General features: G+C 64.1%; 17 protein-coding genes and 1 tRNA gene. 12 read left to right on the top strand and 6 right to left on the bottom strand.

The features are described from left to right. Positions 1–61 precede the first annotated feature (61 nt). Both EV663_RS09560 and EV663_RS09555 read right to left on the bottom strand, forming a co-directional pair. Positions 62–1,591: a cryptochrome/photolyase family protein gene (locus EV663_RS09560; RefSeq protein ID WP_132951574.1), complete on the bottom strand. Its 1,530-nt coding sequence runs from the start codon at positions 1,589–1,591 to the stop codon at positions 62–64. Then, positions 1,585–2,256 (bottom strand): SDR family oxidoreductase, encoded by a 672-nt coding sequence (locus EV663_RS09555; protein WP_132951573.1) that lies wholly within the window; start codon positions 2,254–2,256, stop codon positions 1,585–1,587. Before EV663_RS09555 ends, EV663_RS09560 begins: the two co-directional genes overlap by 7 nt. Before the next feature lie 306 nt (positions 2,257–2,562). Here EV663_RS09555 and EV663_RS09550 point away from each other — a divergent pair, with 306 nt between their 5' ends. From EV663_RS09550 to EV663_RS09520, 7 genes are all read left to right on the top strand, one after another. After that, entirely contained in the window at positions 2,563–4,122 is a 1,560-nt protein-coding gene (locus tag EV663_RS09550; protein ID WP_132951572.1) for a 2-isopropylmalate synthase, read from the top strand. Positions 4,123–4,372: 250 nt separating this feature from the next. Continuing rightward, complete coding sequence (locus tag EV663_RS09545; RefSeq protein WP_132951571.1) at positions 4,373–5,410, top strand: rod shape-determining protein; 1,038 nt, start codon at positions 4,373–4,375, stop codon at positions 5,408–5,410. Between the two features lie 41 nt (positions 5,411–5,451). Beyond that, positions 5,452–6,372, top strand: coding sequence for a rod shape-determining protein MreC (mreC, locus tag EV663_RS09540; protein WP_132951570.1), 921 nt, complete (start codon positions 5,452–5,454; stop codon positions 6,370–6,372). After that, a complete protein-coding gene (locus EV663_RS09535; protein WP_132951569.1) occupies positions 6,365–6,904 on the top strand; it encodes a rod shape-determining protein MreD in 540 nt (179 codons plus the stop codon). The genes mreC and EV663_RS09535 overlap by 8 nt, the downstream gene beginning before the upstream one ends. Continuing rightward, positions 6,901–8,847 (top strand): penicillin-binding protein 2, encoded by a 1,947-nt coding sequence (mrdA, locus tag EV663_RS09530; RefSeq protein WP_132951568.1) that lies wholly within the window; start codon positions 6,901–6,903, stop codon positions 8,845–8,847. Before EV663_RS09535 ends, mrdA begins: the two co-directional genes overlap by 4 nt. Then, the gene (rodA, locus tag EV663_RS09525) at positions 8,844–9,989 is read left to right on the top strand and encodes a rod shape-determining protein RodA (RefSeq protein WP_132951567.1); all 1,146 of its coding nucleotides are present in this window, start codon (positions 8,844–8,846) and stop codon (positions 9,987–9,989) included. Before mrdA ends, rodA begins: the two co-directional genes overlap by 4 nt. After that, positions 9,989–10,921: a 2-hydroxyacid dehydrogenase gene (locus tag EV663_RS09520; RefSeq protein WP_132951566.1), complete on the top strand. Its 933-nt coding sequence runs from the start codon at positions 9,989–9,991 to the stop codon at positions 10,919–10,921. The genes rodA and EV663_RS09520 overlap by 1 nt, the downstream gene beginning before the upstream one ends. 112 nt (positions 10,922–11,033) lie before the next feature. Here EV663_RS09520 and EV663_RS09515 read toward each other — a convergent pair whose 3' ends face one another. Next, entirely contained in the window at positions 11,034–11,816 is a 783-nt protein-coding gene (locus EV663_RS09515) for an SseB family protein (protein ID WP_132951565.1), read from the bottom strand. A gap of 338 nt (positions 11,817–12,154) precedes the next feature. Between EV663_RS09515 and EV663_RS09510 the strand changes: the two genes are divergently transcribed. The 4 genes from EV663_RS09510 (at position 12,155) to EV663_RS09495 (ending at position 15,487) form a co-directional block, all read left to right on the top strand. Next, positions 12,155–12,814, top strand: a complete 660-nt coding sequence (locus EV663_RS09510) for an ABC transporter ATP-binding protein (protein WP_132951564.1) — start codon at positions 12,155–12,157, stop codon at positions 12,812–12,814. Beyond that, positions 12,792–14,495, top strand: a complete 1,704-nt coding sequence (locus EV663_RS09505) for a KpsE/RkpR family capsule polysaccharide export protein (RefSeq protein WP_132951563.1) — start codon at positions 12,792–12,794, stop codon at positions 14,493–14,495. Before EV663_RS09510 ends, EV663_RS09505 begins: the two co-directional genes overlap by 23 nt. Position 14,496: 1 nt before the next feature. Beyond that, complete coding sequence (gene kdsA, locus EV663_RS09500; protein WP_132951562.1) at positions 14,497–15,330, top strand: 3-deoxy-8-phosphooctulonate synthase; 834 nt, start codon at positions 14,497–14,499, stop codon at positions 15,328–15,330. Between the two features lie 82 nt (positions 15,331–15,412). Next, positions 15,413–15,487 (top strand) — tRNA-Gln (locus tag EV663_RS09495). A 640-nt stretch (positions 15,488–16,127) separates the two neighbouring features. On the opposite strand, the gene EV663_RS09490 is transcribed toward EV663_RS09495, so the two are convergent. Together EV663_RS09490 and EV663_RS09485 are read right to left on the bottom strand one after the other, a co-directional pair. After that, a complete protein-coding gene (locus EV663_RS09490) occupies positions 16,128–16,337 on the bottom strand; it encodes a hypothetical protein (protein WP_132951561.1) in 210 nt (69 codons plus the stop codon). Positions 16,338–16,583: 246 nt separating this feature from the next. Further along, positions 16,584–17,150: a recombinase family protein gene (locus EV663_RS09485; protein ID WP_132951560.1), complete on the bottom strand. Its 567-nt coding sequence runs from the start codon at positions 17,148–17,150 to the stop codon at positions 16,584–16,586. A gap of 367 nt (positions 17,151–17,517) precedes the next feature. On the opposite strand from EV663_RS09485, the gene EV663_RS09480 reads away from it, so the two are divergent. Next, positions 17,518–18,405: a DUF7946 domain-containing protein gene (locus tag EV663_RS09480; RefSeq protein WP_132951559.1), complete on the top strand. Its 888-nt coding sequence runs from the start codon at positions 17,518–17,520 to the stop codon at positions 18,403–18,405. Between the two features lie 362 nt (positions 18,406–18,767). Here EV663_RS09480 and EV663_RS09475 read toward each other — a convergent pair whose 3' ends face one another. Next, positions 18,768–19,439 (bottom strand): cysteine hydrolase family protein, encoded by a 672-nt coding sequence (locus tag EV663_RS09475; RefSeq protein WP_132951558.1) that lies wholly within the window; start codon positions 19,437–19,439, stop codon positions 18,768–18,770. Between the last annotated feature and the right edge of the window lie 17 nt (positions 19,440–19,456).

Genomic DNA, 19,456 nt, shown 5'->3' with positions numbered 1-19,456 from the left:
CCACGGTCACACCGGGCCTGACGACACCCTGGCCCGCACTGCCTGAATCCGCCGCCCCCTCTCACACCGCCTCACCGCGATCCAGCCGCACCAGGAAGGCATCCGCGCCCTCCAGGATGGCCACGCGGCGCCCGGCATCCATCCGGTCCCACAGGCGATACATCTGCGCCATGCGCGGATTGGTTTCGAACCGCGCCCGGTGCCGATCCAGGAAATGCCAGTAAAGCAGATTGAAAGGACAGGCCCCCTGCCCGGTCTTGCGCGCAACCGAATAGGCGCAACCCCGGCAGTAATCCGACATCCGGTCAATATAGGCCCCCGAAGATACATAGGGCTTGGAGCCCACCACCCCCCCGTCGGCGAACTGGCTCATGCCCACGGTATTGGGCGCCTCGACCCATTCGATCGCGTCGGCATAGACGGCAAGATACCATTCATGCAGCCGGGTGGGATCAATCCCCGCAAGCAGGGCGAAATTGCCCGTCACCATCAGCCGCTGGATATGGTGGGCATAGGCTTCGTCCCTCGTCTGGGCGACCGCGTGTGAAAGACAGTTCATTCCCGTCTCGGCTCCCCAGTACAGCGCGGGCAAGGGACGATCATGGCCCAGCGCGTTGCGCCGCGCATAATCCGGTCCCTCTCGGAAATAGATGCCGCGCACGAATTCACGCCAGCCGAGGATCTGGCGAATGAACCCCTCGACCGAGTTGATCGGCGCGCGCCCCGCCAGGTATTCCGCCTCGGCCCGGCGGCAGACGTCCAGCGGGTCCAGGAGCCCCACGTTGAGATAGGGCGAGATCACCGCGTGATGGAGAAACCGGTCGCCCGCCAGCATCGCATCCTGAAAATCGCCGAACCGCGGCAGGCCATGGCGCAGGAAATGCGCCAGCGCCCGCTCTGCCTGATCGGCATCGGTGGCAAACCAGAACGGACGGAGCCGGCCGAAATTGCCCGCGAACCGCGCCTCGACAAGGTCCAGCACCCGTTCGACCGTCTCATCGGGCACAAAGCGCATGGGCCCCACGCGAAACAGGTCCTGCGTGGCAGGCTTGCGGTTCTCGTGGTCATGGTTCCACTTTCCCCCGGCGGGTTTGCCCCCCTCCATCAACAGTCCCGTCCTGCGCCGCATCTCGCGATAGAAATATTCCATCCGCAGGGTTTTGCGGTCCCGTGCCCAAACGTCGAATTCCTCATGGCTGACGATGAACCGGGTGTCAGGCAATTGATGCACATCGAGAGGCGCGTCCGACAGCGCCACGATCAGCCGCCATTCGCCGGGCTCCGTGGCAAGTACGCTGTCGGCGCCCTCGGCCTCGGCCCGGCGCATGAGTTCGCCCACGATGCTCTGGCTGTTCTCGGCGTCATCCAGCCGCGTATAGGCAACGCGCCAGCCCTCCGCCTCCAGCCGGGCGGCAAACTTGCGCATCGCGGCAAGGAAAAAGGCAATCTTTGCCGGGTGATGGCGAACATACATGGCCTCGTCCATCACCTCGGCCATTACCACGAGGTCGCGCGCCTTGTCGGCCCGTTGCAACGCGGACAGCCCCGCCGACAACTGGTCGCCCAGCACCAGGACAAGCCGGCTCACCACGGCACCCTGTCACCGGCCCAGTCAAAGAACCCGCCGCTATCCGCGGGCGTCAGCCCGTCAATCACCCGCAACAGGTTTCCGGCGGCCTCGGCGGGCGGCACGGCCGGGTGGCGCCCGGCATAGTCCGAGGTGAAGGGCGTGGCCACCGTGCCCGGGTGCAGCGCGACGCAGATCGCCTGCCTGTGGCTGCGCGCCAGTTCGATGGCGGCACAGTGCACCCCCTGGTTCAGCGCGGCCTTTGCCATGCGATAGGAATACCACCCCCCCAGCCGGTTATCCCCGATCGATCCCACCCGCGCTGACAAGGCCGCGAAAACCACGCGCCGGTCCCGCGGCAACAGCCGCAGCGCGTGTTTCAGCACCAGCATCGGGCCGGCCGCGTTCACGGCGAACTGATCGGCAAAAGCGGCAGGCGACAGCTCCTTCAACGCCTTCTCGGGCGGCCGCCCGGCCCCCCGCAACGCCCCTGTCGCGACGAGAACCAGATCGAACGGCCCCTCCAGCGCGCCCAGCCTCCGCGCCAGGCCGGCCTCGTCGGTCACGTCCAGCCCGTCGGCCGAGCGCGACATCCCGACCACGGCGCCCGCGCCCAGCCGGACCGAAAGCGCCGCCTGCACCGCGGCGCCGATGCCACCGCCCGCCCCTATGACCAAGGCCCGTTCCATTCCCCTCCTGCCCAGGGCATGCGCACTGCCCTGCATCTTCTTCTTGGCCGAAATACCCGAAACCTGCACCACCTGGCCAGGGGCGCAACCGAAAGGCACTTTCCCTCGCCCCCACCTGCCCCTATACTGTGCCCCGATGGAACGCCAAGGACATATCGCCCCCGCTGTACGCGCCATGCGCGCGCTGCCCCTTGGCCTACTGCTTCTCCTTAGCCGCCTCTGAGCGTGCCGTTTCGGCGCGACCGCTCAGAGGACATGAACCGCGCCATCGACACACGGCTCAGGATATCTAGAGAGTTTCAGAAAATGACCAATACCCGTGACCAGGACCGCGTCCTGATTTTCGACACCACGCTGCGCGACGGCGAACAAAGCCCCGGCGCGACCATGACCCATGACGAGAAACTGGAAATCGCCGAGATGCTCGACGACATGGGCGTCGACATCATCGAGGCGGGGTTCCCGATCGCCTCCGAGGGCGACTTCGAGGCGGTGCGCGACATTGCCCGGCAATCGAAGACCTCCGTGATCTGCGGCCTGGCACGCGCCAATTTCAAGGATATCGACCGCGCCTGGGAGGCCGTTCAACACGCCGCGCGCCCGCGCATCCACACCTTCATCGGCACCTCGCCCCTGCATCGCGAGATCACCAAGCTGACGCAGGACGAGATGGTGGAGCGGATCGAGGCGACCGTGACCCATGCCCGCAATCTCTGCGACAACGTGCAGTGGTCGCCGATGGATGCGACGCGCACCGAACACGACTACCTGTGCCGCGTGGTCGAGATCGCGATCAAGTGCGGGGCGACGACGATCAACATTCCCGACACGGTGGGCTACACCGCGCCCCGCGAAAGCGCGGACCTGATCGCGATGTTGCTGGACCGCGTACCCGGCGCGGACGAGGTGGTGTTTGCCACCCATTGCCACAACGACCTCGGTATGGCGACCGCCAACGCCCTGGCGGCCGTCGAGGCCGGCGCCCGCCAGATCGAATGCACGATCAACGGGCTGGGCGAACGCGCGGGCAACACCGCGTTGGAAGAGGTGGTGATGGCGCTGAAGGTGCGCAACGACATCATGCCCTTTGCGACCGGCATCGACACCACGCGCATCATGGGGATCAGCCGCAAGGTTGCCGCGGTGTCGGGCTTTGCGGTGCAGTACAACAAGGCCATCGTCGGCAAGAATGCCTTTGCCCATGAATCCGGCATCCACCAGGACGGCGTTCTGAAAAACGCCGAGACCTTCGAGATCATGCGCCCCGAGGATATCGGCCTGACCGCCACCAACCTGGTAATGGGCAAGCATTCGGGCCGCGCCGCGCTGCGTGCGAAGCTGAAAGAGCTGGGTTTCGATCTGGGGGACAACCAGCTCAACGATGTCTTCGTGCGGTTCAAGGCGCTGGCCGACCGCAAGAAGGAAATCTACGATGACGACCTGATCGCACTGATGCGCGACAGCAGTGCCGACGAAGGTCATGGCCGGTTGCAGGTCAAATTCCTGCGCGTGATCTGCGGCACCGAGGCGCCGCAATCGGCCGACCTGACGCTGACCATCGACGGGGTGGATCACCAGGTGACCGCCCAGGGCGACGGGCCGGTCGATGCGACATTCAACGCGGTCAAGGCCCTGTTCCCGCATAACGCGCATCTGCAACTCTACCAGGTGCACGCCGTCACCGGCGGCACCGATGCCCAGGCCACCGTCAGCGTGCGGATGGAAGAGGACGGCAAGATCGTCACCGGCCAATCCTCCGACACCGACACGGTCGTGGCCTCGGCAAAGGCCTATGTCGCAGCGCTGAATCGCCTGCTGGTGCGGCGCGAAAAGGGTAAGCCCGACGATACCGCCACGGCGGTGTGATCGCGGGCGAGCGGTCCGGGGCGATCGAGCGCCCCGGACGAAAACGCGATAAGTGCAAATCCGGCACCTTAAAGCCCCGGATTTCCGCGTTTTGAGGTTCGGGAACATTCGATATTCGATACTGGCGGAAACACGCCCTCGACCGTTTGAATGCGCCCTTTACCGCCCGGCCACCAAGCGCCTATAAGGCTGGCGGTCCGCGGCGTGGAATCGCGGGCCTGTTTTCCCTCGAACACGGGTGGCGCAAGACATGGCAGGATTTAGCGGGCTGTTCTCGTCGGACATGGCCATCGACCTCGGCACGGCGAACACGCTGGTCTATGTCAAGGGGCGCGGCGTGATCTTGAACGAACCCTCCGTGGTTGCCTTCCACGTCAAGGACGGGCGCAAGCAGGTGCTGGCCGTGGGCGAGGATGCCAAGCTGATGCTGGGCCGCACGCCCGGCAGCATCGAGGCGATCCGGCCAATGCGCGAGGGCGTGATCGCCGATTTCGACGTGGCCGAAGAGATGATCAAGTATTTCATCCGCAAGGTCCATAAACGCACCACCTTTACCAAGCCCAAGATCATCGTCTGCGTCCCCCACGGCGCGACCCCGGTGGAAAAGCGCGCGATCCGTCAATCGGTGCTGTCGGCCGGCGCGCGGCGCGCGGGGCTGATCGCCGAACCAATCGCGGCGGCCATCGGCGCGGGCATGCCGATCACCGACCCCACCGGCAACATGGTCGTCGATATCGGCGGCGGCACGACCGAGGTGGCGGTGCTGTCACTGGGCGACATCGTCTATGCCCGCTCGGTGCGCGTGGGCGGCGACCGCATGGACGAGGCGATCATCAACTACCTGCGCCGCCAGCAGAACCTTTTGGTGGGCGAGGCCACGGCCGAACGCATCAAGACCTCTATCGGCAGCGCGCGAATGCCCGATGACGGGCGCGGCGCGTCGATGCAGATCCGCGGCCGCGACCTGTTGAACGGCGTGCCCAAGGAAATCGAGATCAACCAGGCCCAGGTGGCCGAGGCGCTTGCCGAACCGGTTCAGCAGATTTGCGAGGCGGTGATGACCGCGCTGGAGGCCACGCCGCCCGACCTGGCCGCCGATATCGTTGACCGCGGCGTGATGCTGACGGGTGGCGGCGCACTGTTGGGCGAGCTGGACCTGGCGTTACGCGAACAGACCGGCCTTGGCATTTCGGTTGCCGATGAATCCCTGAATTGCGTGGCGCTTGGCACCGGCAAGGCGCTGGAATACGAAAAACAGCTCCGGCATGTGATAGATTACGAAAGCTGATCCACGGGGCCGTCCCCGCCCACGCGTGAAGCGAGGCAGCCTTGGCCGCAGACCGCAACAGCCCTCTCGACTATGCACGCCCGATCCGGACGATCCTGATCGGCGCCATGGTTCTTTTCCTTCTGGGTCTTTTCGTCTTGTGGCGCATCGATAGCCCGCGGGTCGAACGGGTGCGCGCGCAGATCGTTGACCGGGTGGTACCCGGTTTCGACTGGGCCCTGGTGCCAGTAACCAAAACCTGGGAACTGGTCGAAGGGTTTCAATCCTACGCGCGCCTCGCCGAACAAAACCAGGAATTGCGTCGCGAACTGCGCCAGATGAAGGCCTGGAAAGAGGCCGCACTACAACTGGAGCAGGAAAACGCCAAGCTGCTGGACCTCAACAAGGTCCGGCTAGACCCCAGCCTGACCTATGTCACCGGCGTGGTGATGGCCGATAGCGGGTCGCCCTTCCGCCAGTCGGTGCTGTTGAACGTGGGGGCGCGCGACGGGATCGTCGATGGCTGGGCCACGACCGACGGGCTTGGCCTGGTCGGGCGGATCTCAGGCGTGGGGCGGACCACCTCGCGGGTGATCCTGCTGACCGATTCCAACAGCCGCATTCCCGTCACCATCCAGCCTTCGGGCCAGCGTGCGGTCATGGCCGGCGACAACTCGGCCGGGCCGCTGCTTGATTTCATCGAGGATACCGAGCTGGTGCAACCCGGCGACCGGGTGGTATCCTCTGGTGATGGCGGGGTTTTCCCCGCCGGCCTTTTGGTCGGCCACGTAACGTTGGGCCGTGACCGGCAGCTTCGGGTCCGGCTGGCGGCAGAATATGACCGGCTGGAATTCCTGCGCGTGCTGCGCAGTCACCAGGGCGAGGTGATCCGGGATCCCGGTGCGCTGATTGCCCCGGCACCGATCGGCCCGGTGCCCGCAACACCGGACATGGCCGCGACACCGAGGGCGAGCGATGATTGATCCGCTCACGCTTGATCGCGGGTTTTACCGCCTGATCTATATCGGGCTGGCCGGCGCGATGACATTCCTGTTGATCCTGCCGCTGGACACGACGCCGGGCCATCTTCCTGGCCCTGACCTGATGCTGTGCCTGACCATTGCCTGGTTGCATCGTCGGCCCGACTACCTGCCGCCATGGCTGATCTGCGGGGTCTTTCTGATGCTGGATATCATGCTGATGCGACCACCCGGCCTTTTGACGGCGCTGGTGCTGCTTGGCAGCGAATTCCTGCGTACCCGCCAGCAAATGTCGGTCGAGACACCGTTCGGAACCGAATGGCTGATGGCGAGCGTGACGATCGTGGCGGTGTTCATCTGCCAAGGGGCGGCACTGGCGCTTTTCGCCGTGCCCGGCGCGGGGCTGGGCGCCTCTGGCGTTCAGGCGGTTCTGTCGGTTTTGATCTATCCCGTCGTGGCATTCGTTTCGCGCTATGCGCTGTTGGTGCGCGGCGTGACACCGGGCGAATTGGACCCGAGGGGGCTGTTGCGATGAGACGCCCCGGTCGCGAAACCGAGGAAAGCACGCGGCGCATTACCCGCCGCGCACTGATCCTGGGCGGGGTCCAGGCAGGCTTTGCAGGGATGCTCACGCTGCGGATGCGACACCTGCAAGTCACCCAGGCCGACCAGTTCCGCCTCCTGGCCGAGGAAAACCGCGTCAATATCCGACTGATCCCGCCCATGCGCGGCCTGGTCTTCGACCGTGCGGGCCGGATCGTGGCCGAGAACGAACAGAATTATCGGATCGTCATCGTGCGAGAAGACGCGGGCGATCCCGAAGAGGCGCTGGCGCGGCTGGCGCGACTGGTCCCGCTCGATGCCGAATCAGTCGAACGCGCATTGCGCGAAGTTCACCGGCACAGCCCCTTCGTGCCCGTGACCGTCGCAGACCGCCTGCGCTGGGAGGATGTCGCGCGCGTTGCCGTGAACGCACCGATCCTGCCGGGGATCACGCCCGAGGTGGGTTTGTCACGGCTTTACCCGATGGGGCCCGATTTCGCCCATGTGGTCGGTTACGTAGGCCCGGTGTCGGATTACGATCTCTCGCAGATAGACGCCCCCGATCCGCTGTTGCAGATTCCGCGCTTTCAGATCGGCAAGACCGGCGTCGAGGCAAAACACGAGGAATTGCTGCGCGGCAAGGCAGGCACCCGCCGGATCGAGGTGAACGCGGTCGGTCGCGTGATCCGCGAGTTGGACCGCGTAGAGGGCCAGCCAGGTGCCGCGCTGCAATTGACCGTGGATGCAGGGTTACAGAATTTCATGCAGGCCCGGATGGGCGAAGAAAGTGCGGCCGCGGTCGTGATGGACCTGGCCCAGGGCGATATCCTGGGCATCGCCTCGTCGCCCGGCTTCGACCCGAACAAGTTCGTGCGCGGCATCTCGGTCGCGGATTACAAGGCATTGACCGAAACCCCATACCGGCCGCTCTCGAACAAGGCGGTGCAGGGGGCCTATCCGCCCGGCTCGACCTTCAAGATGATCACCGCGCTTGCCGCGCTGGAAGATGGGCTGATCACGCCCGAGGAAACCGTCTACTGCCCCGGCCATCTCGAGGTCGGCGGGCGGCGCTTCCACTGCTGGCGGCGCGGCGGGCACGGGCATGTCAACCTCAACCAGAGCCTCGAACAATCCTGCGACGTCTATTACTACGATATCGCCCAGAGGGTCGGCATCGAGAAGATCACCGCCATGGCGCGCAAGTTCGGCCTGGGCGAACGCCACGATCTGCCCCTGTCAGCGGTGGTCTCGGGGCTGATGCCCGACAAGGCCTGGAAACGTGAAAACCGCGGCGCCGACTGGGTCGTGGGCGATACGCTGAACGCCGCCATCGGCCAGGGCTACGTGCTGGCCTCGCCGCTGCAACTGGCGGTGATGAGCGCGCGCATCGCAACGGGCCGGGCGCTGATGCCCCGCCTGGTCAGATCTGTCAACGGGATGGAACAGCCCCATCCCGCTGGCGCGCCGCTCGACGTGAACCCGGCCCACCTTGCGTATATCCGGCAAGGGATGAATGACGTGGTCAACAGCCGCCGCGGCACCGCCTACCGCTCGCGCGTGGTGGCCGAGGGCATGGCCATGGCGGGCAAGACCGGCACCAGCCAGGTACGCAACATCACCACCGCCGAGCGCGCAGCGGGCGTTTTCCGCAACGAGGATCTGCCGTGGGAACGACGCGACCACGCGCTGTTCGTCGCCTTCGCCCCGGCCCAGGCGCCCCGCATCGCTGTTTGCGTGGTGGTCGAGCATGGCGGTGGAGGCTCGACCGCCGCAGCCCCGATCGCCCGGGATATCACGCTTCGGGCGCTTTACGGCGACCTGCCGCCGCTCAGCGCATACCCCGACCGGCAGCGCTGGCAAAAGGAGCAGGACCTGCGCAAGCTGCCACTGCGCAAGCTGGACAGCGCGCCCGCCGCCGGGAGGAGCCGCGCGTGAGCTATCTCGAATACAATGTCAAGACTGTGCCTGCGGGACTGCGCAAGGTGCTATATGTCAACTGGGCGCTGGTGCTGTTGCTCTGCGCGGTGGCCGGCGTGGGATTTCTCATGCTCTACTCGGTTGCGGGCGGCACGGTCGAACGCTGGGCCGAGCCCCAGATGAAACGCTTTGCACTGGGCATGGCCGCGATGTTTTTCGTGGCCTTCATACCGATCTGGTTCTGGCGAAACATGGCCGCGCTGGCCTATGGCGTGTCGGTGATGCTGTTGGTCGGGGTCGAATTCTTTGGCAGCGTCGGCATGGGGGCGCAGCGCTGGATCGACCTTGGCTTTTTCAGGCTGCAACCCTCGGAGTTGACCAAGATCACGCTGGTGATGATTCTCGCGGCCTATTACGACTGGCTCGATATCCGGCACGTCTCGCGCCCGCAATTCGTGACGATCCCCCTGATCCTGATCCTGTTGCCGACCTTTCTCGTACTCAGACAACCCGATCTCGGGACCGCGCTGTTGCTGATCGCGGGCGGCGGGATCGTGATGTTCGTGGCCGGTGTTCACTGGCTCTACTTCGCGGCGGTGATCGGGCTTGGCGCGGGTCTGGTGACGGCGGTGTTCCTGTCGCGCGGCACGGGATGGCAATTGCTCAAGGATTACCAGTATCGGCGCATCGATACCTTTCTCGATCCCGCCTCGGACCCGCTGGGAGCAGGCTATCACATAACCCAGTCCAAGATCGCGTTGGGATCTGGCGGATGGACGGGCCGGGGTTTCATGCAGGGGACGCAATCGCGGCTGAACTTCCTGCCCGAGAAACATACCGATTTCATCTTTACCACGCTGGCCGAGGAATTCGGTTTCGTCGGCGGGATTTCCCTGTTGGCACTTTACGTGCTGATCGTGGCCTTCTGCGTGGCCTCCGCGCTACAAAACCGCGACCGCTTTGCCGCGCTGCTGACGATCGGGATCGCGGCGACCTTTTTCCTGTTTTTCGCGCTGAACATGTCGATGGTCATGGGTCTTGCGCCGGTGGTCGGCGTGCCTCTGCCGCTGGTATCCTACGGGGGGTCTGCCATGCTGGTGCTGCTGGTGGCCTTTGGACTGGTGCAAAGCGCACATATTCACCGGCCAAGGGGACGCTGATGCGCACGATCCTGTTTTCCGCACCACCCGCGCGCTGGCCACAATACGAGGTGCCCTTGCGCGCGGCCCTGGCAAAGGCCGGGATCGCCGCGCGGCTGGTGAACGCGACCGAGCACCCGGAACGGGTGGATTACATCGTCTACGCGCCGAATGGCGGGCTGTCCGATTTTACCCCCTTCACCGGATGCCGCGCGGTTCTGAGCCTATGGGCCGGGGTCGAAGGCATCGTGGGCAACCCCACCCTGACCCAGCCATTATGCCGGATGGTCGATGCCGGGCTGGAGGAAGGGATGCGCGAATGGGTGGCCGGGCACGTGTTGCGCCATCACCTGGGCATGGACGCGCATATCGTGAACCCCACCCACGACTGGGCACCGATTGCACCACCGCTGGCGCGCGACCGCAAGGTGGCGGTGCTCGGGCTAGGGGCGCTTGGGCAGGTGGCGGCGGGCGCGCTGGTCGGGCTGGGATTCGACGTGCTGGGCTGGAGCCGCACGCCGCGCAGTCTCGACGGTATCGCCTGCCACCACGGCGACGAGGGGCTGGTTGAGGTACTGACCAGGGCCGAGATCGTGGTCCTGCTGCTGCCACTGACCGCGCAGACCGAGAACCTGATCGATACGGAGCGCCTGGCATGGATGCCCCGCGGCACGGTCCTGATCAACCCGGGGCGCGGCGCGCTGATCGACGACGACGCGCTACTGGCGGCGCTGGCATCCGGCCGGATCGGCCATGCCACCCTGGATGTCTTTCGCACCGAACCATTGCCCGCCGAGCATCCGTTCTGGGCCCATCCCAAGGTGACGGTCACGCCGCATATCGCCTCGGAAACCCGCCCCGAAAGCGCGGCACGCGTGATCGTCGAGAATATCCGCCGCGTCGAGGCGGACGAGCCTTTGCTGCACCTGGTGGACCGCGCGCGGGGCTATTGAGAAGGCACTCCCGCCCCCGGCCGGCGCGGGCAAGCCCGCTTGTCCGGCGTTGGGCGGGGCCGCGCCCGCCGGGGCGGGCGCGGGATCGGGTACTTGGACCAAGAAGAAGACATCAGCGCAGGCGCGGGGGCGCATCGGGATCGCGCAGCGGCACGGGGCTGACGGGGTCGTGGTCGGGCGGGTCGATACGCACCCCGACCCGGGCAATCAGGTCAAGGAGGCGATCCCCGGCGGGCCGAAAGGCGATATCGAGCCTGCCGTCGTCCAGGCCGCTGAAACGCAGCGCCTCGGCCACGCCGCGGGCAAGCGTCTCCTCGGCGCCCGGCGCAGGGCCGACGAGGATCAGCAAGAGCCCCTGCCCCCCCTGGTCGAAGCGGGTGCCCGTCAGCCAGGCCGCCTGCACCAGCCCGCCCATCGCGGCAAGACAGGTATCGAGCGCGCAGAGCAGGTCTGGCGGCAGGTCGGCGGGAGGGCAAAGCGATCGCGGCACGAGGCGGGCGGGAGCGGGGGCTGGAACGGCAAGGGTGTCCGCCCACCAGGCGACGGCCTCGGCTGGTAGAATCTCGGCCTGCGCGGTGCCGAGGTTGACGCCGAGCCCAAGCCCCTGGGCGGCCAGCATCGGCGCAAGTGCCCGGCCCGGCAGGGCGGCATAGGGACTGGCGGTCACGGTGAAATCCACGAGCCGGCTGTCGCGGTCAAAGGCCAGCACGACCGGGCCGGTCTCGTCAGGGGCGAAGATGCGGGGACGGATGCGATCCCCCTCGGCCTCGCATTCGAGCAGGAGGAACAGCTCGCTCGCCGCGAGCCTGCCGTAATAGCGCAGGCGCGGCGCGGGATCATCCGGGGCGGCGGCCATGGCGGCATGGGCGCGGTCCAGCGGGGTTTGCTCGGTCATGCAAGCACCTCTTGGGGCGGGCGCGCGGGATTGTGACGGGATCGACGTCGACGCAGGGGCGCCCGGGTCACGCGGTATTGCCCCGTAACGGACGGGGCAAGGGAAAAACGCCCGCGGCGGCCAATCCGCCGCGCCAAGGATCCACAGGGGCGTACGGCAGGGGCGACACCAAGTCGCGACGGTGGAGCAGGCGGGCGGATGGCAAGCGCCTTGCAGGGTCGCACTGTTCGGAATCGCGCAGAAGACATAATATGGCCCCAAAGCCATCTTAGGTTCCAGAATAGAACCAGTCCGTTTCCGGCACCCGGCGCCGGGACTTGGACCAAGCGGGGATGCCGATGCTGGAGTTCGACCATGTCAGCAAGAGTTTCTGGACGGGCAAGCAGCGCAAGGTGATCCTTGACCGCGTATCCTTTCGCGTCGAGCTGGGCAATTCCCTGGGCATTCTTGCCCCGAACGGCACCGGCAAGACCACGTTGATCAACATGATGGCCGGACTTGAAAAGCCCGACGAGGGCACGATCACGCGCGCCTGTCGCATTTCCTTTCCACTGGGATTCATGGGCGGTGTCGTCAATCGCCATACCGGAACCGAGAATGCCCGTTACATCGCGCGGCTCTATGGGCTGGACCCGGATTATGTCGAGGCTTTTTCGCGCTGGCTATGCGGAATCGAAGAATATTTCGACATGCCCGTGGGCACCTACAGCGCGGGCATGCGGGCGCGGTTCAACTTTTCGCTGCTGCTTGCGCTTGACTTCGACATATATCTGATCGACGAGGGCATGCCCTCGACCACGGATGTCGAATTCAACCGCAAGGCGGGTGCTATCCTGCGCGAGCGGCTGGAACGGGCGACCATCGTGATTGCCTCGCACCAGCCCGCGACGCTGGAAAAATTCTGCCGCTCTGCGGCGGTGCTGCGCGATGGGCAGCTTTTCATGTTCGACAGTCTGGAAGAGGCCAAGGCGCTTTATGACTATCAAACCAAAGGCTAAGAAATTCCGGGTCCGGCGCAGCGGTTCGCTGCGACTGAACGAGGATGCCGCCAGTTCCGATCGGGCCGAGGACGGGCAGGTCGACGAAGACGGTTTTGGCCCGATGCCCTTTCCCACCGCGCGTGCCGCGGCGCAACAGGGCGGGGCCGGTGATCGCGCCAGCCAGGCCGCCGGCTATCCGGCGCAGGACGAGATGGGTCCCCCCGCCGGGCAGGGCATGGGCCGCGCTCAGGGCTCGGGACTTTCGGCAGACCAGGAAATCGACGCGATCCGGCGAGAGGGGCTTACGGGCCGACAATTGCGCATGGCCCGGCGTATCGCACAGAAACACGGGCTGGCGCCGACATCGGATTACGATGCGGTACGGCTGTTGCGGGGTGAAGGGATCGATCCGTTCCAGCGTGCCAACATGCTAGAGCTTGTGCAGGGCGAGGCGCCCGGACGTGGGGCGGAATTCGGCCTTCCCGCCCTGCCCCGCACCGCTGCGCAAGGCAACATGTTGCCAGCAACGCAAATCGAAACTCCGGCCGCGACACGGCTGCGCGAAGTGCATGACATCCAGCGCGACATCGCCCGCCGACGCCGGCGCAAGCTGGCGCTTCTGTTCGCGCGGCTGGCGGCCTTCGTGCTGTTGCCGACCATTTTCGTGGGCTATTACTATTTCAATATTGCCACGCCCATGTACGCCACCAAGTCCGAATTCGTGATCCAGCAGGCCGACTCGGCGGGTGGTGGGGGTCTGGGCGGCCTGTTCCAGGGGACGGGCCTGGCGATGCAACAGGATTCGATCGCGGTGCAAAGCTATCTGCAATCGCGCGACGCGATGCTGCGCCTCGACGAGGATCAGGGGTTTCGCGCGCATTTCAGCCAGGACTGGATCGACCCGATCCAGCAATTGCCGCCCGCGAGCACCGCAGAGGCGGCCTATAAGTTGTATCGAAAGGCGGTCAAGATCGGCTATGACCCCACCGAAGGCATCCTCAAGATGGAGGTGAGCGCCGCCGATCCGCAGACCAGCGCGGCCTTCTCGAACGCGCTGATCTCTTATGCCGAGGAACGCATCGACGGGCTGACACAGCGTCTGCGCGAAGATCAGATGTCCGGCGCGCGCGAAAGTTACGAGGATGCCGAACGGAAGGTGTCGCAAGCCCAGCAGCGCGTTCTGGAATTGCAGGAAAAGCTGGGTGTGCTGGACCCGGCCAGCGAAACCGGCGCGCTGATGGGGCAGATCACCACCTTCGAGACGCAGCTGCGCGAAAAGCGGCTGCAACTGCAACAACTGCTGGACAATACCCGCCCCAACCAGGCCCGCGTCGACGGCGTGCGCGGAGATATTCGCAGGCTCGAGGACCTGGTGGCAGAATTGCGCGCCTCGATGACCGAAAGCGGCATCGGGGGGGATTCGCTGGCCCGCATCTCGGCAGAGCTGCGTATCGCCGAGGCGGACCTCACCAACCGGCAACTCTTGCTGCAACAGGCGCTGCAACAGCTTGAAACCGCCCGGATCGAGGCCAACCGGCAAGTACGCTATTTGTCGATGGGCGTCAGCCCGGTCGCCCCGGACGAGGCCACCTATCCGCGCGCCTTCGAAAACACGATTCTGGCCTTCCTGATCTTTGCCGGGATATACTTGATGATCTCCATCACCGTTTCGGTCCTCAAGGAACAGGTATCGGCCTGACATGAAAGACATCGACATCGGCGGGCTGACCGTCGGAAATGCCCGTGCGCTGACCGTGATTGCCGGTCCCTGCCAACTGGAAAGCGTCGAACACGCGCTGATGATCGGCACCGAGATGCGCCGTATCTGCGCCGCGGCGGGTGCGGGGTATATCTTCAAGGGCAGTTTCGACAAGGCCAACCGCACCTCTATATCGGGTCGGCGGGGCGTGGGCCTCGAGGCTGGCCTGAAAATCCTGGCCGAGGTCAAGCACCGGCTGGGCGTTCCGGTTCTGACCGATGTCCATACACCGGAGCAATGCGCGCCGGTTGCCGCAATTGCCGATGTGCTGCAAATCCCGGCCTTCCTGTGCCGCCAGACCGACCTGCTTGTCGCGGCGGGCAAGACCGGGGCGGCGATCAACGTCAAGAAAGGTCAGTTCCTCGCCCCATGGGACATGCCCAACGTGGCAGCCAAGATCGAGGCCACCGGCAATAGCCGTATCCTGCTGACCGAGCGCGGCACGTCCTTTGGCTATAACACCCTTGTGGCCGACATGCGCAGCCTGCCGATCATGGCGCGCACGGGCTATCCGGTGGTGATGGACGCCACCCATTCGGTGCAACAGCCCGGAGGGCTGGGCGGGGCCAGCGGCGGACAGCGCGAATTCGCCCCCGTCATGGCACGCGCGGCTGTGGCGCTGGGGGTCGCGGCGGTCTTTATCGAAACGCACGAGACCCCCGATAGCGCACCCTCGGATGGCCCGAACATGATCCCGCTGTCGCAGATGCCGGCGTTGATCGACACCCTGATGGCGTTCGACCGTCTGGCCAAGAGCCACCCCCTTAGCATGTGATCCCCTGGAAAAAGAAGACACGATTTTTCGCCAGATTGGGCTTGCAGCCCGCCCGCTCTAAGCGTATTTACGCGCGCACCGTTGGGGTGTAGCCAAGTGGTAAGGCAGCGGTTTTTGGTACCGTGTACCGTAGGTTCGAATCCTACCACCCCAGCCAAATCCCACATTAAGTCACTGGTATAGAACGGAAACGGATAGCCCGATACCGGTGCTGGAACCAGGGTGTCATACACGGCTGTCCCACAGGGTGAACCTGCCTCGATATTGAGGTGGCCCCGATGACGATCCTTGAACATGTTTTCCGCCGCGGCGCGGTTTACACTTGGCGCCGGTGCATTCCGCACGCCGGTCAGCAATCAGCACAAAGTGCATAGATATACAGGTCAGCCTGATGACCCGTGAACCGGAGCTTGCCTTGGTCCGCGCCTGGCGGAGCCCTGGGCGTGGAGACCAATGAAACAAAGCCACCGCGCCCAAACGAACGCGGTGGCCATGTTTTGCGTGCCAGAATGGCCATTTCATCGGTCAAACGGCCAATTTATGGCTGGTTCGACAATAACAACAGTTGTCGAGGCAGGTGATTAAAGCCCATTGATCCGCCGTAAGTTATTGAAATTGCGTCAACCCAGAGTCAATCCGGCGGCCCATTCGCCCATTTTTCCAGGGCATTATCGCCCATTCCAACCAAGGCATTATCACCCATTCGCGGATGCCTGCGCCAGAACTCCGGAGACGGCACGAAAAAAGGCCGCCCGAAAGAGCGGCCTTAAAGGGAAAAATCGTGTTGGAAACGCAGGTCAGATATCCGATCGTCGATAGACATAGGCGTCGAGTTTCGGACGCGGGAGGATGGGTTCGATCCCGGCTTCACCGAAGGCCTTCCGGATCGCCTTCGCGGATTGACCTCGGCTGGCCACGAGCTCGCCCAGGGTCACGTAGGTGGCCCGGAACCGGTCGACTTCGGCTTGGGTGAAATAGTGCCGAACCGCCCCCTTCGAATTCGTCACCGTTTCAGGCACCAGGAACGATCGGCCATCGCGGTCGTGACCTGAGACCAGGTGGCCAGAGCCGCCTTGAGCGAGGAGCGCGTCCCTGAGAAAAGATCAGGGTGTGTCAGGGAGGTCAGCCGCTACCCAACAAGCTCCCTACCACTCCCCACGGCCCCGCAGAGCCGCCTTGAGCGAGGAGTGCGTCCCTGAGAAAAGATCAGGGTGTGTCAGGGAGGTCAGCCGCTACCGCTCAGCCGCTACCGCTCAGGCCACCCCATCGGCCTCGTTGAGTATCCGGTAGACGCTCGCCCTGCCGATGCCCACGCGGCGCGCGATCTCGGTCCCGCCCACGCCCTCCCGGTGCAGCTTCAAGACCTCATCCGCCTTCGCCCGTGCCGTGGGCTTGCGGCCCTTGTATTTCCCGGCGGCCTTGGCCTTGGCGATGCCTTCCCTCTGGCGCTCTAGCATGATCTCCCGCTCAAACTGAGCGATGCCGCCAAGGACGGTGAGAAGCAGCCGCCCCGTGGGTGTCCCGGTGTCCAGGTTCAGGTCCAGCACCCGCAGCGCAGCGCCGCGTTCGGTCAGGGTGTCGAGGATGTTCAGAAGGTGGGCCACCGACCGGGCCAGCCGGTCCAGCTTGGTGACAACCAGCGTGTCGCCCTCGCGGACATAGGCCAGCGCCTCGGCCAACCTCGCCCGCTCTTTCACGTCCACCGATGAGACCTGTTCCACGAACAGCCGTTCGCACCCGGCAGCCCTCAAGTCCCGCTCCTGCCCCTCTAGGCCCGCTGTCTGGTCCAGCGTCGAGGTGCGCGCATATCCCACAAGCATCGTCTCGCCTCCTGCCTCTCGGAATGTGTCTCACAAGGTCTAAAACGTGATAGGCTGCGCTGTCTCAGAATGTCAAGGCTATTCCATTGGGACAGATTTCCGGGCAGCCAGAGACGACTCACTAGGGCAAGCCCTGTGAGACAGCGAAGGGGGCGCGAAGGTGGTCCGGTGCGAGTGTCGCGCGGGAGTTGCCGGGGCTGGTGGGTGGGCCTCAGAGGCCGGGGCGCGTTGCATGGGCGACATGCCCGGCCAGCTACATCGAGAACGCCCCCCCCACGGGGGGATGCGCGGAACATCAACCGTCGAGTTCGCGCTTTCAGATTTTTCTGCTCTTTTCGCTTAGCCGTTTATAGGACAATACATCTTTTTGGAGAAACCTCAGAGAATTGATAAACCAATGGTCGCTTTATCAGAACATCGAATTAAGATTCGATACACGGGTGGTTTGGCTGACGAAAACGTCCTTCCGGGCTATGATGGAGCCACTTCGATTGATGGCATTACCCGTGCGCTGCACCTTGCCACACATGCATACATGACGGGAGAGGTAACAACGCGCGCACCCGCGATGAAAGGCGCATCAATCCACATAAAACCTGCCCGTCAAGGCAGCTTCCTATTTGAACTGATTGTATTGATGGAAACCTACCCGGCCACGTCGACAGCTGCGGTAGCCATAGGCGCGCCTATGTTCTACGATTTCATCAAGACTGCGTTCAAACGAGCCACAGGCTGTCTCGACGCGGAACCTGAAACAGCGAGTCTCAAGAAACTCTATCAGCGAAAAGAGCCGCCTCCGCTCAAGAAACCTCCCGTGGATTTTGATGAACTTTCGGAAATTTTGGAAGGAAGCCTGCAAGACGCTCATAGACCCATTGGTGACGAAGGGACCATAACTTCAATGTCCATTGGGACCCCGCGAACCGAGCTAGTCACGTTCAACTTGGAAACCAAGGATTGGGTGAACACCCAAGAAGAATCCATTGGCCTAGAGGTAGTGCGAGGTAACGTTACCCGCTACAATTCACTGTCGCGAAATGCGCGTGTCTTTGTCGACCAATTCAACCGCGTCATTCCCATTCGTCCAGACGGAGATTTCTCAATCGGGAATCTTCCGCTTCTTACTTGGTCACTTCACGGAAGCAATACTGGCACCCGAAACAAGTTAGACATGAGGGTTAGACGCGTAAGCTCTGCCAGCGGAAAAGTTAAGCGTTTGTTACTAGTAGACTGCCAACGAGCGCCGGAACAATAACCTACCCGAATGCCTCGCAAAGGACCGATTGCATTCGAACGTCGAATGAGGCACGCTCAGCACACAAATACACCACGTCCGGCACACACGCCGGGCAGCCGGGTTGAAGCGCATGTCGCGCAAAGCGTTGATATAAAGGTGTTTGAGGCCGGTCGGACCACGTTAGGTTTGGTCCCGCCAGCCCTACCGCCGGAGCCAAAACAAGCCCTCTAGGTTGATAACCCAGAGGGCTTTTTCATTCCCGAAACCTGTGCGATGCCCATGCGCCACCTGTCGCCAAGGCCGGGATAGCCCTTGCCGGCGCCAAGCGGCAGTCAGCCTGCCGCGCAGGTCACCCGGGATGCGCCAAAAGCGGTCTTGCCTTAGCCCGCGGCAAAACCTTTCACTTCGGCGCTGCTGGCGACATGGCAGTAGATCATGTTGATCACCTCCAGCTCGTGGCGGTGCAGCGCGTCCGTCGCCGCGGCACAGCAATCCTCCACGAGGACGACGTTGAAGCTTTCATCGGCCAGGCTGCGCACGCTGGACGAGATGCACTGGTCGGTGAAGATGCCCGCCACGATCACGTTCTTGATCCCCATGTTGTGCAGGATCATCCGCAGATTGGTGCCGGTCAGCGCGCTGTCGGTCGTCTTGGTCACGACGATCTCGTCGGCCTCCGGTGCCACCGCCGACACGATCTGGCTGTCCTCGCGGTCCTTGGGCAACAGCAGATAGTTGAACCCCGGCTTCTTCTGGCTGAGCGAGCGGTCGCGGCCATCCTCTTTCAGGCAGGCGATGCGGGCGTGGATGACCTCGATCCCCTTGCCCCGCGCCCAGTCCTGCAAGGCGCGCGTGTTGGGAATGACGATGTCGTTCATCCGGTCGAAGAAGGGCTGCCAGCGGGTGTTTTCCTCGGGCGAGTCCTTGGGCTCCAGGTAGGTGTTCTGGATGTCGATCACCAACAGCGCCGTTTCGTCGGGCGGCAGCACGATATCCTCGGGCTCGGGCGCGGTTTCGTAGTAGAAGGATCGGTAGGCGGTTTTCCAGCTCATCGTTCTCTCCGGTCTTT

The organism is Rhodovulum bhavnagarense (genome assembly GCF_004343505.1).
Taxonomy (GTDB): domain Bacteria; phylum Pseudomonadota; class Alphaproteobacteria; order Rhodobacterales; family Rhodobacteraceae; genus Rhodovulum; species Rhodovulum bhavnagarense.
The sequence above is the reverse complement of the archived record's forward strand: the minus strand, read 5'-3'. Positions and strand labels throughout refer to the sequence as shown.

Coding starts and splice junctions, on each gene's coding strand:
- kdsA (WP_132951562.1), top strand. CDS start 14,497: ATGAAAGACATCGACATCGGCGGGCTGACCGTCGGAAATGCCCGTGCG.
- EV663_RS09510 (WP_132951564.1), top strand. CDS start 12,155: ATGCTGGAGTTCGACCATGTCAGCAAGAGTTTCTGGACGGGCAAGCAG.
- mrdA (WP_132951568.1), top strand. CDS start 6,901: ATGAGACGCCCCGGTCGCGAAACCGAGGAAAGCACGCGGCGCATTACC.
- EV663_RS09515 (WP_132951565.1), bottom strand. CDS start 11,816: ATGACCGAGCAAACCCCGCTGGACCGCGCCCATGCCGCCATGGCCGCC.
- EV663_RS09550 (WP_132951572.1), top strand. CDS start 2,563: ATGACCAATACCCGTGACCAGGACCGCGTCCTGATTTTCGACACCACG.
- EV663_RS09555 (WP_132951573.1), bottom strand. CDS start 2,256: ATGGAACGGGCCTTGGTCATAGGGGCGGGCGGTGGCATCGGCGCCGCG.
- EV663_RS09535 (WP_132951569.1), top strand. CDS start 6,365: ATGATTGATCCGCTCACGCTTGATCGCGGGTTTTACCGCCTGATCTAT.
- EV663_RS09485 (WP_132951560.1), bottom strand. CDS start 17,150: ATGCTTGTGGGATATGCGCGCACCTCGACGCTGGACCAGACAGCGGGC.
- EV663_RS09545 (WP_132951571.1), top strand. CDS start 4,373: ATGGCAGGATTTAGCGGGCTGTTCTCGTCGGACATGGCCATCGACCTC.
- EV663_RS09505 (WP_132951563.1), top strand. CDS start 12,792: ATGACTATCAAACCAAAGGCTAAGAAATTCCGGGTCCGGCGCAGCGGT.
- EV663_RS09475 (WP_132951558.1), bottom strand. CDS start 19,439: ATGAGCTGGAAAACCGCCTACCGATCCTTCTACTACGAAACCGCGCCC.
- EV663_RS09520 (WP_132951566.1), top strand. CDS start 9,989: ATGCGCACGATCCTGTTTTCCGCACCACCCGCGCGCTGGCCACAATAC.